The organism is Streptococcus sp. KHUD_011 (genome assembly GCF_046352925.1).
In the GTDB taxonomy this organism is placed as follows: domain Bacteria; phylum Bacillota; class Bacilli; order Lactobacillales; family Streptococcaceae; genus Streptococcus.
Map to the genome: position 1 here is coordinate 381,303 of NZ_CP157578.1, position 14,615 is coordinate 395,917.

Annotated in this window: 13 protein-coding genes and 1 riboswitch; of the genes, 12 read left to right on the forward strand and 1 reads right to left on the reverse strand. The window is 36.4% G+C overall.

Going from position 1 to position 14,615, the window contains the following annotated elements:
• Positions 1 to 43: 43 nt before the first annotated feature.
• Entirely contained in the window at positions 44 to 973 is a 930-nt protein-coding gene (locus ABKJ27_RS01860; protein ID WP_265481256.1) for a helix-turn-helix domain-containing protein, read from the reverse strand.
• A gap of 209 nt (positions 974 to 1,182) precedes the next feature.
• Here ABKJ27_RS01860 and ABKJ27_RS01865 point away from each other — a divergent pair, with 209 nt between their 5' ends.
• From ABKJ27_RS01865 to ABKJ27_RS01920, 12 genes are all read left to right on the forward strand, one after another.
• Entirely contained in the window at positions 1,183 to 1,653 is a 471-nt protein-coding gene (locus ABKJ27_RS01865; RefSeq protein WP_410011915.1) for a hypothetical protein, read from the forward strand.
• 65 nt (positions 1,654 to 1,718) lie between these two features.
• Positions 1,719 to 3,257 carry an Hsp70 family protein gene (locus ABKJ27_RS01870; RefSeq protein ID WP_410011916.1) on the forward strand — a complete coding sequence of 513 codons (1,539 nt, stop codon included), beginning with the start codon at positions 1,719 to 1,721 and terminating at the stop codon, positions 3,255 to 3,257.
• Between the two features lie 12 nt (positions 3,258 to 3,269).
• Positions 3,270 to 4,637, forward strand: coding sequence for a molecular chaperone DnaJ (locus tag ABKJ27_RS01875; protein WP_410011917.1), 1,368 nt, complete (start codon positions 3,270 to 3,272; stop codon positions 4,635 to 4,637).
• Positions 4,638 to 4,644: 7 nt separating this feature from the next.
• Positions 4,645 to 5,103, forward strand: coding sequence for a nucleotide exchange factor GrpE (locus ABKJ27_RS01880; RefSeq protein WP_001288305.1), 459 nt, complete (start codon positions 4,645 to 4,647; stop codon positions 5,101 to 5,103).
• 15 nt (positions 5,104 to 5,118) lie between these two features.
• The gene (locus ABKJ27_RS01885) at positions 5,119 to 5,940 is read left to right on the forward strand and encodes a nuclease-related domain-containing protein (RefSeq protein ID WP_410011918.1); all 822 of its coding nucleotides are present in this window, start codon (positions 5,119 to 5,121) and stop codon (positions 5,938 to 5,940) included.
• 270 nt (positions 5,941 to 6,210) lie between these two features.
• Positions 6,211 to 6,987, forward strand: a complete 777-nt coding sequence (locus tag ABKJ27_RS01890) for a hypothetical protein (protein WP_410011919.1) — start codon at positions 6,211 to 6,213, stop codon at positions 6,985 to 6,987.
• A 175-nt stretch (positions 6,988 to 7,162) separates the two neighbouring features.
• Positions 7,163 to 8,434 (forward strand): N-acetylmuramoyl-L-alanine amidase family protein, encoded by a 1,272-nt coding sequence (locus ABKJ27_RS01895; RefSeq protein ID WP_410011920.1) that lies wholly within the window; start codon positions 7,163 to 7,165, stop codon positions 8,432 to 8,434.
• Between the two features lie 53 nt (positions 8,435 to 8,487).
• A complete protein-coding gene (locus ABKJ27_RS01900; RefSeq protein WP_410011921.1) occupies positions 8,488 to 9,501 on the forward strand; it encodes an endo-beta-N-acetylglucosaminidase in 1,014 nt (337 codons plus the stop codon).
• A gap of 140 nt (positions 9,502 to 9,641) precedes the next feature.
• Positions 9,642 to 11,213 carry a DUF6287 domain-containing protein gene (locus ABKJ27_RS01905; RefSeq protein WP_410011922.1) on the forward strand — a complete coding sequence of 524 codons (1,572 nt, stop codon included), beginning with the start codon at positions 9,642 to 9,644 and terminating at the stop codon, positions 11,211 to 11,213.
• A 199-nt stretch (positions 11,214 to 11,412) separates the two neighbouring features.
• Positions 11,413 to 11,501: riboswitch (glycine riboswitch) on the forward strand.
• A gap of 90 nt (positions 11,502 to 11,591) precedes the next feature.
• A complete protein-coding gene (locus ABKJ27_RS01910; protein WP_410011923.1) occupies positions 11,592 to 12,914 on the forward strand; it encodes an alanine/glycine:cation symporter family protein in 1,323 nt (440 codons plus the stop codon).
• A 132-nt stretch (positions 12,915 to 13,046) separates the two neighbouring features.
• Positions 13,047 to 13,595 carry a carboxymuconolactone decarboxylase family protein gene (locus ABKJ27_RS01915; RefSeq protein ID WP_000206768.1) on the forward strand — a complete coding sequence of 183 codons (549 nt, stop codon included), beginning with the start codon at positions 13,047 to 13,049 and terminating at the stop codon, positions 13,593 to 13,595.
• Positions 13,596 to 13,705: 110 nt separating this feature from the next.
• Positions 13,706 to 14,605, forward strand: a complete 900-nt coding sequence (locus ABKJ27_RS01920; protein WP_033682266.1) for a TDT family transporter — start codon at positions 13,706 to 13,708, stop codon at positions 14,603 to 14,605.
• Positions 14,606 to 14,615: the final 10 nt, after the last annotated feature.

Genomic DNA, 14,615 nt, shown 5'->3' on the forward strand with positions numbered 1-14,615 from the left:
CTGAGGAAATACATGATTCCTCAAGCTTTTTTTGATTTCTAGACTAGATGTCTAAAGGTTGCCCTGTGCGATTGAGCTGTGTGACAGTAACAAAGAAATCCTCTCTCATTCGAGTCAGAAGTTGATTTGGATAGACCTTTTCAAAGTTATCAAGACTGGCAAAGATATGCTTAGCAAGCTCTAGACCTCTGACATCATCTTGTCGGAGAAAATTATTAGCACGTTCCATTGAAAGACTAATCATCTCTGTCATCTTGGTACTCAGTAGAGGGAAAGTGTTAATCACTTCCAAGGTTTTCACAGCTAAGCATTCAGCTTTATCATAGTAGCCATTGACAGAGTAATGCTTGATAGCAGTTCTTAAGCAGGCAATATAGTAGTCAGCAGTACGGATTGAATGGTATTCAGTCTGTTTTTTTAGAGTATCTAATAAGTGGTAGAGTCTGTAATCTAAAAATTCGATTGAAAAGTGAGGCAGGATAGATGAAAAGATATTGACCTCAATTTTGTTCCAGTCGTCCAATTCACTCAGATAGTTCTTGATATATTCTAGTTCTTGATAATCTTTTGGAGTCAGAAAAGAATCGCCGATGATGTTTGCGATAGCAAATTTATTGACTACACGGTTGGCAATCACATAGTGTTCAGCAATCCCAGGATTTTCCATGGGTTGATTAATCAAACTAATGATCTTTTTAAATTCACGCTTGTAGGCCAAATCAGCAACTTGAGCCTGTAATTTATGAAATTCCGTTGGAAACATCTGTGTTTTGAGACTATCAAAGGTTTCTTTATCAATTCCAATATTAGAAAGAATCTCTTCAAATTTTTGAATGGTTATTCGAGATTTCCCTTGTTCAAACTGACGTAAAAAGTGAGGAGTCACTGTAGTCCCGGCAGCTTCCTTCTGAGTAAACCCTCTCTCCTCACGAATGGCCTTATATACTAATCCATAAATACTTTCATCTTGCATCCTAAAGCTCCTCGAGTCCTTTTTTCTATTCTATCATAATTCTACCAATTTTTAAGGTAATTTTAAGAAAAAAGTAATTATAGTTACGTTTTTTCGGGGGGGGGGGGTAATTGTTCAATAAAGGTAAATATAAATACGCTTTTTGTAAATAAGGTAAATAGCATGATATACTGTAACCGTAAACAATAAGATTTAAAAGGAGATTGTTGATGATTAAATACAAAGAATTGGAAAGTTATATCGATGAATGGAGATATTATTCCGATGAGAACAATCCAAGATTGGATTTAGAATATTGCAAGACGAAAATTGTTGAGAAAGCAAAAGAGTTTGATCTTCCTTGCCAAATTGATGAAGAACAAATAAAACTCGGCGGTTTGTTCAATAAAGAGATTGAAGAATGTCTAGTTATTTCGCACCCAGATCATCAGAAAGACTATGTAAAGTTTTGTTTTCGTTTAAAAAATCAAGGATCAGTACAGCTTCTGACTATAGATACTTTAGGTGAGAGTAAACAATTAAAAAAATACTATATATCAGAAGATAATAAAAGATTCAGAGAAGCAATTAGAGAATCGGACTTGTCATTGGGTCAGAAATTAGGAGCTCAACTTAGTAATTTAACAGTTAGCAGTCTTAGAACTTTGGGGAAAATCAGAGCAAGATTGATGCAGAGTTAAAATACTGTGAGTTTTTAACAGAAGTATTAACACAGTTTAAATCAAATAATGATTAGGAGTGAAATATGAGTAAAGCAATTGGAATTGATTTAGGAACGACTTATTCAGCAGTATCTGTATTATCAGAGACTGGACAACCACAAATTTTATTGAATCAAGATGGTGAAAATTTAACTCCATCTGTTGTATTCTTTCAGGATTTTGATGGGAAAGATGAACCCCTTGTTGGTATTCAAGCTAAAAATTTGGCAGCAAGTCGTCCTGAAGCCGTTGTACAGTATGTCAAAAGACAGATGGGAAATCCAAACTGGAAGTTTGATTCTCCTAGTGATACTGTTTATACGGCAGAAGAAATTTCAGCAATCATTTTAAAAAGATTAAAAGAAGGAGCAGAAAATGCACTTGGTGACAAAGTAGAGGATGTTGTAATAACTGTTCCAGCTTATTTTGATGATGCCCGTAGAACAGCCACGAAACATGCTGGAGAAATTGCTGGACTTAATGTTTTACGAGTTTTAAATGAACCGACAGCCGCTGCACTTGCATACGGTATATCAGCAGAAAAAAATGAGACAGTATTGGTATACGATTTAGGTGGTGGAACTTTTGACGTCACATTAATGAAAATAAAAGATGGCGAGTTTGATGTTATTGCCACCGATGGAGATCGTAATCTAGGAGGGTTTGATTTTGATAACGCCTTATCAATGATTATTGCTGAAAAGATGGAAGAACAGGGAGCAGAGGATATTTATACGGATGAACATTTTACTGCCTTACTTCGTGAAAAATCAGAGAATACAAAGAGAGGACTAACAACTGTAGAAAAAACAAATGTCTTTCTCGACTATAAAGGAAAAAGTTATAAAATTCCGATAACACGTGTAGAATTTGAAGAAGCAACAAAAAGTCTAATGAATCGTACAGAGGAGCTGTTAGATGATGTTGTTGAAGAATCTGGAATGTCATGGGATGAAATTGACCAAGTACTATTAATAGGTGGTTCAACTCGAATGCCAATGGTACAAAGAAAATTGGAAGAGAAAATTGGGAAGAAGATTGTATATTCTATTAATCCAGATGAAGCTGTAGCACAAGGAGCAGCAATTCAGGCAGCATTGGAAATCGCTAATAAATCAGAAAGTGCAGATGTTAGTGAAACAGTTCGTGGATTAGCAGAAAAGTTAGTTGTTTCGGATGTCACTTCTCAAGCCTTAGGAACTCTGGCTCTTTCGAATGGTGTACAAAGAAATACAATTATTATTCCTAAAAATTCTAAGGTACCAAACAAGTACTCTGAGTATTTTTCAACAGTTGTAGATAATCAACAAAATGTGTTAGTAGAGGTTACTCAAGGGGATGACGAGGATCCACAATTTGTTACGGTTATAGGAGAGAGTACCATTAAATTACCAGGGGACTGGCCAGCAGGAACGGTTTTGAAGGTAACTTATCATTACGATGTCGATCAAACAGTGTTTGTAGAGGTACATGATTCGGATAATCGCTTATTGGGTACTTTTGAGGTAGAGAGACAAGCAAATCTCGATAAAAGTGCTGTAGAAGTAGCTAGTCGTAGAATAAAAGATTTAACTATTGATTAGGGGAGGAACACAATGTCAGTCATAAATTATTATGAAGAGTTAGGGATTTCAGAAACAAGTTCATTAGATGATGTTAAGAAAAGTATCAAGTCAAATAGAAGACGCTATCGCCAGTTGACAGGTTCACCAAATATTGATCAAAGATCAATGGCTGAGAGAAAGATGGAAGTCATTGCACAGGCAGAAAAAGTATTTGAAAGTGAAGAAACCAGACAAAAATATGATAAGGAATTAGAAATTTCTAAACAAAGTTCTGAAGGAGTCCCTGATTCGACTCCAACTAATCATTCAAATTCAAGCTATCTTGATTCAGCTAGACAGGCCTTCTATTCAGGAAAGAAATCATTAGCTTATTCCTACATTGAAGAAGCCTTAAAAATAAATCGAAATGATGCAGATGTTTGGTATTTTAAGGCTATGATTAGCCTTGAAGATAGAAAGTTATCGGATGCAGAGCTAGCTATTAGTGAAGCTAATAGATTGAAACCTAAAAATGCGGATATCTTATCTTTGCTAGGTGATGTTTATTGTGAACAGAATCAGCAAAAGTTTGCAATTCAGTATTATCAGGAAGCTTTTGAACTATCTAATAATTCCTTTTATCTTTTGAAAAAGGGAAGATCACTATTTTTATTTGATCAGTATAAACAGGCAGTAAAAGATGTGCGATATCTGTATGATCATTATTTAGAAGAAAATAAAAATAATGAAGAATATATTTATTACCTTTTATCATGCTCTTATAGAGAAATTGGAGATAATGAAGAAGCCTATAATTTTGCAAGAAAATTAGTAGATGTTTCAGATTCACTAGAGCATAAACTACATTATGCAGGTATTCTATTTTTGAAATCTGAAGATGAGTGTGAGAATTATTTAGATACCTTAAACGAACGCTATGGTAACAATAAAGATTTCCAGCAAGTATATTTTAAGTTACTATTAGATATCACGATAGAGCGTATGAAAAAAGCACCTGATACAGACGTTGAGGCTTTCTTTAGAAAATATATTGATCGAACAAAATATGAGAATGAAGCAGTTATAGATAATAAGGCGCGTCTTCGAATTGCAGAAGCTTACTTGGCCAAGGCACAAAGTTTAGGGATTGAAAATAAAATTATAGATAATGATTTTTACAATGAATTTATTGAAAATAAAAATTATATCAATTATGCCACAACACGCCATTCACAAGGTATGGGATGTCTCATGTTCATCTTAGTTTTTGCAGCCAATTGGTTTTTGAGTGGTTTCTTTGATAAGTTTGTACATAGCTTTTGGATTAGTAACGCATTAAGTTTGGCATTGTTATCAAATATTGTCATGTATTACAATTACCCTAAAGGATGGCAAATAAATAGAAGAAAGAAAGGATAAAGTTTTTATGAGTGAAGAAGTATTGCATGAAAAAGTTTCGTATATCGTAGATAAAGTTGAAGATATTGAATCTTTAATTACACGCCGTTTATTGGAAGATAAAGCCAAAAATAGTTTGATAGAAGAACTGAAGCAGTATTTAATCTATAGACAGGATTTAGATAAGGGTGAGAAATTTGCTCCATTTATGAAACAGATTCTTCAGGTTATTGATCGTATTGAATCATCTGAGGAAAAATCAGATTTTCTTACTTCAATTGCTGAAGAACTTCTGCAAATTCTTTCATTGAATGGATTACAAGTTATTGACAATAGTGGTACGATTGACCCAAGTATGCATGAGGTTGTCAATACAGTGGCAGTTACTGATGAACAAAGTGAAAATAATATTGTTGAAGTATTACAAAAAGGATATTTGTTAAATAATAGGGTTCTTAGACCAAGTAAAGTGACTATTGCTAAATAAGATATTTTTTAGGAGGTGGAGAAATTGTTTCGCTTTTTTAAGCATCACAGAAATATACTATATTTTATATTAGGATTTCTTTGGGGCAGAAGACAGAATGCTAAGGTTTCTCCAGAACCACCTACTCTTTCCACACCCCAACACAGTGAACTTCCCAGTATTTCAAAGGCAACTCATAATGGTAAAATGACAGGATTTGAACCACAAAAGCTTAAAAATTATCCACTTTATCAGCATGAATTGATGTTTGGAGAACCTGGAAAAGGATTGAATAAATCAGGATTCGATGAATCTGCAGTTAATCTTGGTCAAGAGGGTGAAATTAATTTTGCGAAAGCATTACAAAAACAAGGACTTTTAGAAAAATTAGTTACATTTTGGTCTGTTCATAATCTTAATTTAGAAGATGAAAGGGTAGATGCAGATATTGATTGTGTTATTGTTTCTGGATCTACAATTTGGTTAGTAGATTTAAAATTTTATGCTTCAGGAAATGTGATTTATAGAGAAGCGGATGGGTTATTGTACACTATAGATAGTGCTACAGGTGCTCAAATAGGCAGACCTAAAAAAATGTCCCCTAACATGTCTTATGCAGAAGAAAGCTTTTCCCATAAATTTGCGAATTTATTAAAATATTATCGCTTGGAAACACGTGTTGTCTTGATGCCTACCTATAAGGGTGCAGGTAGATTGGATAATGTCTTTTGGCCAGGTCATATTAAGTCTGTTAGTCTAGAAGAGATGTTAGATGAGTTATCTAGGGAAGATAAGTTTAGGGATACAATTGGTGGACAGATGATTCGGCAGACATTTAATTTACTTTTGAAACGCTAAATTATGTAAAAATAGTAAAGAATTGATGTTATAGATTTTTTATATGAGTTATATTTCAAGAATAATATGAGCCGAATTGAATTTACTAGAATTTATACAATCCAGAAAAATATTTCTAAGGAAGTAGAAGTAAGTATTCTAAATTATTTTAATAAGTTTAGATTAATATTTACCTACAAATTATTAAACAAATATAGGGGGAATTCTGCTTGAAGATTGTCATGGTTTTAAGAAATGATAAATTGGATGGATAGGAGAGCTGGAATTTATATGAGAACAAACATTTTAAAATTAAGTCAATTCTTAAATATTTTCTATTTAAAAATTGCTTTACTAATATTCTCGTGCTTGTATTTTATTGCTCCATGGTTCATTGTATTAAAGGATTTTGAAACATATAAAGTTCAATATCCAGCTGTAAGTGGAATAGCTGAGTTTATCGTTTTAACATCTTTCTTAGTTTTTGTATATATTTCCCCTATATTTTTTGTGATTTTTCTATATAAAATAATTGTGGGCAGTATTAATGTAAGACGCAGTTTGATACAGATAAAGAATTACAAATTCTATATGATTGTTTTGAATAGAATACCACTACATACATTTATGGTTTATTTTTCATCAGTATTGTTATGGTTAATGTATCTTACAAAACCAGTGGATTTGAGTAATGCTTTACCTTTGCCAATTATCTTACCTCTTGACAAGATAAATCCCTTCTATATAATTCTAGGATACTGGCTATTAAATAAGCGATGTGAATATCAGTTGCATCAGTATCTTTATCCTGTAATGAGAGGGAGTTCTCATGATGGTAGAATTTATGCTCTTCCTGAGGAACTTTTTATCTGGAATAGGAATAGAAGTCAAAAAATTGGTAAGTGGAAACGAGATAGAAGGTACAATACGACCACCGATCTAGTCGAAGCTCAAATTGGTTATAGTAAGTTTCCATTTTTTTTGCTGGCAACAAAATGGTCAGTAGATCCTTATGATCAAAACTGGACAATAGGAGAAAAGGCATATTTGACAAGTAGGTGGAAATGATAAAATAGAAAGTCTTTAGTCTAATAACTAGGAAAAAGATTAAGTATACTTTTTTCATAAAAAATTCATTTGCTAATCAAATAAAGGTAAACATAGATACTCTTTTCGTCAATATGGTAAAGTCCATACCATGCTATAACCGTAAATAATAAAAATTTAAAGGAGGTTTTTGATAATGAAGTCAAAAACAGTTTTAGTAACCAGCCTAGCCGCTGCAACATTTGGTCTTGTCTCTCTTGTAGATACAGCAGGAGTTCTACCTTTTTCAGCAAAAACAGTACAAGCTGACACACAAACGCTGACTACAGCTGCAAAATATTATATTCTTGTTCCGAAGGATTCAGAAGTATTTAAAAATTGGAGAGGTACTGCTAATCGTCCCATTATTTGGGCCACAAAAACCACTCCAGAATTATCTTATTTCCAAGAATCTGCTCGCAACTATATCGCTAATGAGAATAAGTCTGGTGCCAATTACATAGAGTGGAAAGGAACTGTAGAAGAGTTTAAAGAGGCGATTAAGGAGCTGACGGATAAAAAACCAACTCCAAATCCAGCTCCAATCCCACAATCGGATAAAAAACCAACTCCAAATCCAGCCCCAATTCCACAATCTACAGTTTCGTCTGGTTGGTCAGGTTCATCTTACTACCAAAATGGTACTAAAGTCACTAGTAAGTGGATTTTTGATAAAAACTATAATTCCTACTTCTACCTAGATGCTTCAGGTAATTATGTTCAAAATGCATGGGAAGGTGATTACTATCTTAAGTCAGGTGGCTACATGGCTAAGAAGGAGTGGATCTATGATAAGAACTACAGTTCATATTACTACCTAACGTCGGAAGGAAGTTACGCCCGTAATACTTGGGTAGGTGATTATTACCTCAAATCAAATGGTAAGATGGCTAAAGGTGAGTGGATTTATGACAGTAACTACGGCTCTTACTATTACTTAACCTCGGAAGGGAGTTATGCTCGTAATACTTGGGTAGGTGATTATTATCTCAAGTCAAATGGAAAGATGGCAGTGAATGAGAGTACCCCAGATGGTTATCAAGTTGATGGTTCAGGCAAGTGGATTCGCTCTCAGGGAACGACTTCTACAGCTAGCAGTTCACAAGCAACATCATTAGGAATAAGTCTTTACCATGTCAATGATGCTATGACTTATATCGATATTGCTCTACCTAGTACACCATCTTCGTCATATCAAGTAGCCTATGATTTTGCCTTAGTTGATGCAGATACAGGTTCAGTTTCTACACAAACTCAGTTTACTGTGACCTATAATCCAAGTCTACGTGCCTTTCAAACTCGTCACTTCTTTAGTGCAACTCCAGATGGCAGTTATCGCTTTGTTATCAAAGGAAAAGGGCAAGATGGTAAGGTATACAATGGACAATCAGTTGTCTTTCGTGTAAAGAATCATCGTTTTGTCGGATAGATGAGTGATAGGTTTTAAACAAATAAATATTAAAAATAAAGGAAATGAATAACATGAACAAAAAGAAATTATTAGTATGTGCTTTGGCACTTTCAACAGTCGGAGTAGTATCAACTATTGACACAGCAGGAGTTTTACCTTTTTCAGCGAAAACAGTGCATGCGGAAATTACCAAAATTGAAAATCATAAGGTGGACTATAAGATTACACCAGGTTCAGAAAATAAAATTATCTATGTGGATATGACTGTTGAGAAGGTACCTGTAAATAGTGTAGTTATAGATGCAGACCTTGTAAATGCAAATACAGGACAAATTACTAAAAAAAATTATATTAGTGCAAGTTTTGATAAATCGTCTGTTCCAATCACTCACCAAGGATGGAATAATCTTTATTATGTTCCAGACGGTGAATATTACTTACAATTTTATGGGGAGGAAGGAGTAGATACTATCTTGCATAAATATAGCGGTAGATCAGCTACATTCACTGTTAAGGATGAAAAATATGTTAATCCTCTAGACTCTTCAACTCCTAAAGAAACAGAAAAACCAAAAGCTACTGAAACTCCAAAACAATCTACTAACTCTAACTCAGGTCAGACTGGCTGGTCAGGTTCTTCTTACTATAAAGCTGGTGTTAAAGTAGTGAATCAATGGATTTTTGATGTTCAGTACAATTCATACTTCTACCTAAATGCTTCAGGAAATTATGTTCAAAATGCTTGGTCAGGCAACTACTACCTAAAATCAGGTGGTTACATGGCTAAGAGCGAGTGGATTTACGATAAAAACTATAGTTCATACTATTATCTAACATCAGAAGGCAGCTATGCACGTAACACATGGGTAGGTAGCTATTATCTCAAATCAAATGGTAAAATGGCTAAGAGCGAATGGGTCTATGATAGCAGCTATAGTTCTTACTATTACTTAACATCAGAAGGCAGCTATGCGCGTAACACATGGGTAGGTGACTACTACCTCAAATCAGATGGTAAGATGGCTGTCAACGAACGTACCCCAGATGGCTACAAAGTAGATGCAAGTGGTAAGTGGGTAAAATAAAATTATAGATTTCAAACTATAATCTACTAGAAACAAATTGAAACGGAAAATAATTTGCGAATAAGCAACATTTTGATAAAATAAAAATAGCGAAAGGAATTGGCACAAGCTGGTTCCTTTCTCTTAGATAAGGGATTAATATGAAAAAATTATTAGTAACAACACTTTTACTGACACTGGTTTTGGGAGGATGTCAGTATCTACCTTGGAATAAAAGCGCAGAAACACCATCTGATTCAACATCAGATACATCTGCAGCAAGTCCAGAGATAGATTACAGCCAATATAACAAGGTTCTCGATGACTATGAAAAAGTAGCTAAAGGCACCTTGCCGACAGGTATGGATGTCAATCCCCTAGCTAGTCAAGTAAAGTCTTCTCAAGGCTTTTATACAGATGTGGTTTACCACAAGACAGATTTGAATAATGATGGAGTTGATGAACTTTTACTTGCTCTTGAAATGAAGAGTGGAGAAAAGAGTTTACTTGATATCCGTACTTTGAAAGATGGGAAGGTGATTCGTCTGACCAATCAAGAAAATCACTTGGAGTTGCTTGGTGAAAGAATGACGGTCAATATTTTGCCAGATAATTCTCTACTTTATCGTGGGGCTGGTACAGCAACGAGTCACATCTATGCTCACTACCAATTTAGTGAAGACGGGCAGTCTTTGGTAAAGGCTAAGGAGGCTCAAGAACTAGCAGATCTTGGGGTCGGTTCGCCCATTTCTCTAGAGACTCTAAGTTGGAAGTCAGTTTCTGATAAACTTCCAGGAGGAGCAAGTGCAGATAAGGGTACAGAGGAAACTAAATCAACCGTAGATTACAGTCCTTATAACAGCATTTTGAAGGATTATGAATTTATTTTAGACCATAAGTCAGAGGTTAAGGATAACATCAATCCAACTGCTAATATCTATGCAGGGATGGCAGAACGTAGTCAAGCCTTTACCTATGCAATGGTTGATATGGACAAAAATGGCATTGATGAATTGATTGTATCTTCGAAAAATGGTAGTGAGATTTTAGATATTTTTACACTCAAAGATCAGAAAGTCATTCGCCTTACTAATTCTGAAAATAAAATGCAGATGCTTGGCACACGCTTTAAGGCCTATCTCCTAGAAGATGGCAAGCTTTATACCCAGTGGAATCCATTCGCAGGCGATCCACAAACCATTCATACCGTTTGGAAATTGAATAGTAATGGAGACAAACTAGAGAAGGTTAAAGAATCCAAGACAGAGGATGAAGTCAGTCCTGGTGCTCGAATGAATCTATCTAGTCTGACTTGGAAATCTGTAACAGAAAAATTTGCTGCAACAGCCTCTTCATCAAATCAAAATATTTCTGGGAAAATGGATATTAATGCCATAAAAAATGGAGATTTCTCTAGTATTGAGGGAAAATGGAGTAATGGTCACGGAGGAGAAGACTTAGTCTTTAGTAAAGATGGCTTGATAGCACCAGAGAAATTTAAAGTTGACCTTGCAGAATCAGAAATAGTAAATGAGTTTCTACGAGCTCGCTATTCAGGTCCATCTTTTGGAGTCTTTATTCAATTCATACCAGCAGGTGTTAGAATACCGGATGAGACATCAATGGATGGATTAATATCAGACGCTTCGGATATTAGTAAAGATAGAATCATCTATCGTGCTTCATTTCCAGTACATAATAAACCAGAACAATTCTTATATCGTGTAGACTAGGAGTGAAATATATTCATTTAATTAACAGCACCTCATGCACATGGAAATGCTCAATCTTTTTCTACAGAGTTAAATAAGATTTTCCCAAAATCCATTGACAAAAGCCAACATTTTTTGTAAAATAAGAATCAATTAAATACCAACACCGAATGAAGTTTAATAGAAGTGGAGAATCGTATGATTTTCCATGACTGTAAATGGACGGAACTCTGGAGAGACCGTAAAGGCACCGAAGGGGCAAGGCAGGTAACTGCTCAAACTCTCAGGTAAAAGGACAGAGCTAGGATAGACCGCTTTTTAGCATTTATCTAAGCATTCCAGAGTACATGTATTTTGCATGTGCTCTTTCTTTTGGGGTTGAAAAGATAGGAGAAGGAAATGTTAGAATTGCTTAAATCAATTGATGCTTTTGCTTGGGGCCCACCCCTCTTGATTCTCTTGGTCGGAACAGGGATTTACCTAACTGCCCGTCTAGGTCTCTTGCAGGTTTTGCGTTTGCCTAAGGCCTTTCAACTCATTTTTACTAAGGACAAGGGGCATGGAGATGTATCCAGCTTTGCGGCACTATGTACAGCCCTAGCAGCGACAGTTGGTACGGGAAATATTATCGGGGTAGCTACAGCTATCAAGGTCGGTGGACCAGGAGCTCTATTTTGGATGTGGATGGCGGCTTTCTTTGGAATGGCAACCAAGTATGCGGAAGGACTCTTGGCGATTAAATACCGCACCAAGGACGACCATGGTGCAGTAGCGGGAGGTCCAATGCACTATATTCTTCTAGGGATGGGAGAAAAGTGGCGACCACTTGCTATCTTCTTTGCCCTAGCAGGTGTTCTAGTAGCTTTGTTGGGAATCGGGACCTTCACTCAAGTCAACTCGATTACAGAATCTATCCAAAATACGACGGCTATTTCGCCAGCTATCACCGCTCTCATTTTGTCTGTCTTTGTAGCGATTGCTGTCTTTGGTGGACTCAAGTCCATTTCTAAGGTTTCAACTACTGTTGTTCCTTTTATGGCTATTATTTATATTTTGGGAACTCTTACAGTTATTTTTTTTAATATTGGGAAGATTCCTCCCACAATCGCTTTAATCTTGACATCAGCTTTTAGTCCTGTTGCTGCAGTAGGTGGATTTGCCGGTGCTAGCATTCGGATGGCTATTCAAAATGGTGTGGCGCGTGGTGTGTTCTCAAATGAATCTGGTCTGGGTTCTGCTCCCATTGCAGCGGCTGCAGCTAAGACAAATGAACCAGTAGAGCAAGGCTTGATTTCCATGACAGGAACCTTTATTGATACCCTCATCATTTGTACTCTGACTGGTTTGACCATCTTGGTAACTGGTGTTTGGAGTGGTGATTTGAATGGGGTTGCCTTGACTCAATCTGCCTTCTCAACAGTCTTTTCACACTTTGGACCTGGTCTCTTGACCATCTTCCTTGTGCTCTTTGCCTTTACGACAATTCTAGGTTGGAACTACTACGGGGAACGTTGTTTTGAGTTCCTCTTTGGGGTTCGTTTTATTTGGCTTTACCGTGTGGTCTTTGTGCTCATGGTCTTGTTGGGAGGATTTATCGAGTTGGATATGGTTTGGATTATCGCGGATATCGTGAATGCCTTAATGGCTCTACCAAACTTGATTGCCCTCTTAGTCTTGTCGCCAGTCGTTATTGCTGAAACTAAAAAGTATTTTGACAAATAATGAAATCACACCTCGCGTGTGATTTTTTTGCCTTCATAAAAAATTTCTATCGATGCAATTTAAAATATATATTATACACGGTATAGAATCTGTGATAGACTAGATTTCAACAAAATGAAAAGAGGTTTTATGATGACAACATTTACCATCCACACAGTAGAATCAGCACCAGCAGAAGTGAAAGAGGTTCTTGAAACAGTAGAAAAAGATAACAATGGCTATATTCCCAACCTAATCGGTCTCTTGGCTAATGCACCAACTGCTTTAGAAGCCTACAGAACTGTCGGAGCTATCAATCGTCGCAACAGCCTGACACCCGTTGAGCGTGAAGTGGTGCAAATCACGGCAGCCGTGACCAATGGTTGTGCCTTCTGCGTCGCAGGTCACACAGCCTTTTCAATCAAACAAATCCAGATGAATGATGATCTTCTGCAAGCCCTCCGCAATCGTACTCCAATTGAAACAGATCCTAAATTGGACACCCTAGCTAAGTTTACCTTGGCGGTTATCAATACCAAGGGACGTGTGGGAGATGAAGCCTTGGCTGAGTTTCTAGAAGCTGGCTACACCCAACAAAATGCCTTGGATGTGGTTCTTGGTGTCAGCCTAGCAAGCCTCTGTAACTATGCCAATAATCTAGCTAATACCCCAATTAACCCAGAATTGCAACCTTATGCTTAATCATTATCTGAGTAAAAAATGAAGTCTGAAATAATTGGACTTCGTTTTTTTAGTCCTCATTTAAGCGCTTTTATGCTATACTGAAACTAACATGATTATTGGAGGTTAGGATGAAAAAACTCCCCTTGGTATTTTCTGGTTGTTTGCTAGGTTTGGCAGGAGCTGGAAACCTTATTTTAGATACGTTGCCGGTTCTGTCCCATCTGTTTAGTCTGACAGGTTTGGTTTTGTGGACTTACTTTCTAATGCTGCATCTCTTTAATTGGAAGGAAATCAAGCAAGAATTGACCAAGCCTCCTCTTTTGTCAGGGATGGCCACTTTTCCTATGGCTGGGATGATTTTATCGACTTATGTCTTTCGAGTCTTCCCTCATCTTCCTTTGGTAGCGCAAGGACTTTGGTGGTTTTCATTTCTCTTGGATTTGTTCTTGATTGCTGGTTTCACCATTAAATTTGCCTATCCAGGTAAGAGAGTTCAGGCCACTCCTAGCTGGACGGTTCTCTATGTGGGGATAGCAGTAGCAGCCTTGACCTATCCTCTTGTAGGCATCATAGAAATTGCCTATGCGACTTTGAGTTTTGGATTTCTCTTGACCTTCTATCTCTACCCGCTTATTTATAGCGATTTAAAGAAACATCCGCTCCCACTAGCCTTGCTTGGGCAAGAAGGGATCTACTGTGCTCCCTTCTCTCTACTCTTGGCTTCTCTAGTCCGAGTTGGAGGAGCCAGCCTACCAACTTGGGTCTTAATCGTCATGATTTTGGCTTCTCAATCCTTCTTTTTCTTTGTTTTGACTCGCCTGCCCAATATTTTAAAACAAGGCTTTCAACCAGCCTTCTCAGCACTCACCTTCCCAACCATTATCACAGCTACCTCTCTCAAGATGTCTCAGGGAATCTTGAAACTTTCATTTTTGGATTATTTGGTATTGGCTGAAACTATTATATGCCTAACTATTTTATTCTTTGTATTGGGCACTTATCTGATTTGGTTACGAAAAAAGGTCTAGCTAAAAATAG

Excerpts from the sequence above, each read along its gene's own strand:
- ABKJ27_RS01860 (WP_265481256.1), bottom strand. The coding sequence starts at position 973 with ATGCAAGATGAAAGTATTTATGGATTAGTATATAAGGCCATTCGTGAG.
- ABKJ27_RS01865 (WP_410011915.1), top strand. The coding sequence starts at position 1,183 with ATGATTAAATACAAAGAATTGGAAAGTTATATCGATGAATGGAGATAT.
- ABKJ27_RS01870 (WP_410011916.1), top strand. The coding sequence starts at position 1,719 with ATGAGTAAAGCAATTGGAATTGATTTAGGAACGACTTATTCAGCAGTA.
- ABKJ27_RS01875 (WP_410011917.1), top strand. The coding sequence starts at position 3,270 with ATGTCAGTCATAAATTATTATGAAGAGTTAGGGATTTCAGAAACAAGT.
- ABKJ27_RS01880 (WP_001288305.1), top strand. The coding sequence starts at position 4,645 with ATGAGTGAAGAAGTATTGCATGAAAAAGTTTCGTATATCGTAGATAAA.
- ABKJ27_RS01890 (WP_410011919.1), top strand. The coding sequence starts at position 6,211 with ATGAGAACAAACATTTTAAAATTAAGTCAATTCTTAAATATTTTCTAT.
- ABKJ27_RS01895 (WP_410011920.1), top strand. The coding sequence starts at position 7,163 with ATGAAGTCAAAAACAGTTTTAGTAACCAGCCTAGCCGCTGCAACATTT.
- ABKJ27_RS01900 (WP_410011921.1), top strand. The coding sequence starts at position 8,488 with ATGAACAAAAAGAAATTATTAGTATGTGCTTTGGCACTTTCAACAGTC.
- ABKJ27_RS01905 (WP_410011922.1), top strand. The coding sequence starts at position 9,642 with ATGAAAAAATTATTAGTAACAACACTTTTACTGACACTGGTTTTGGGA.
- ABKJ27_RS01910 (WP_410011923.1), top strand. The coding sequence starts at position 11,592 with ATGTTAGAATTGCTTAAATCAATTGATGCTTTTGCTTGGGGCCCACCC.
- ABKJ27_RS01915 (WP_000206768.1), top strand. The coding sequence starts at position 13,047 with ATGACAACATTTACCATCCACACAGTAGAATCAGCACCAGCAGAAGTG.
- ABKJ27_RS01920 (WP_033682266.1), top strand. The coding sequence starts at position 13,706 with ATGAAAAAACTCCCCTTGGTATTTTCTGGTTGTTTGCTAGGTTTGGCA.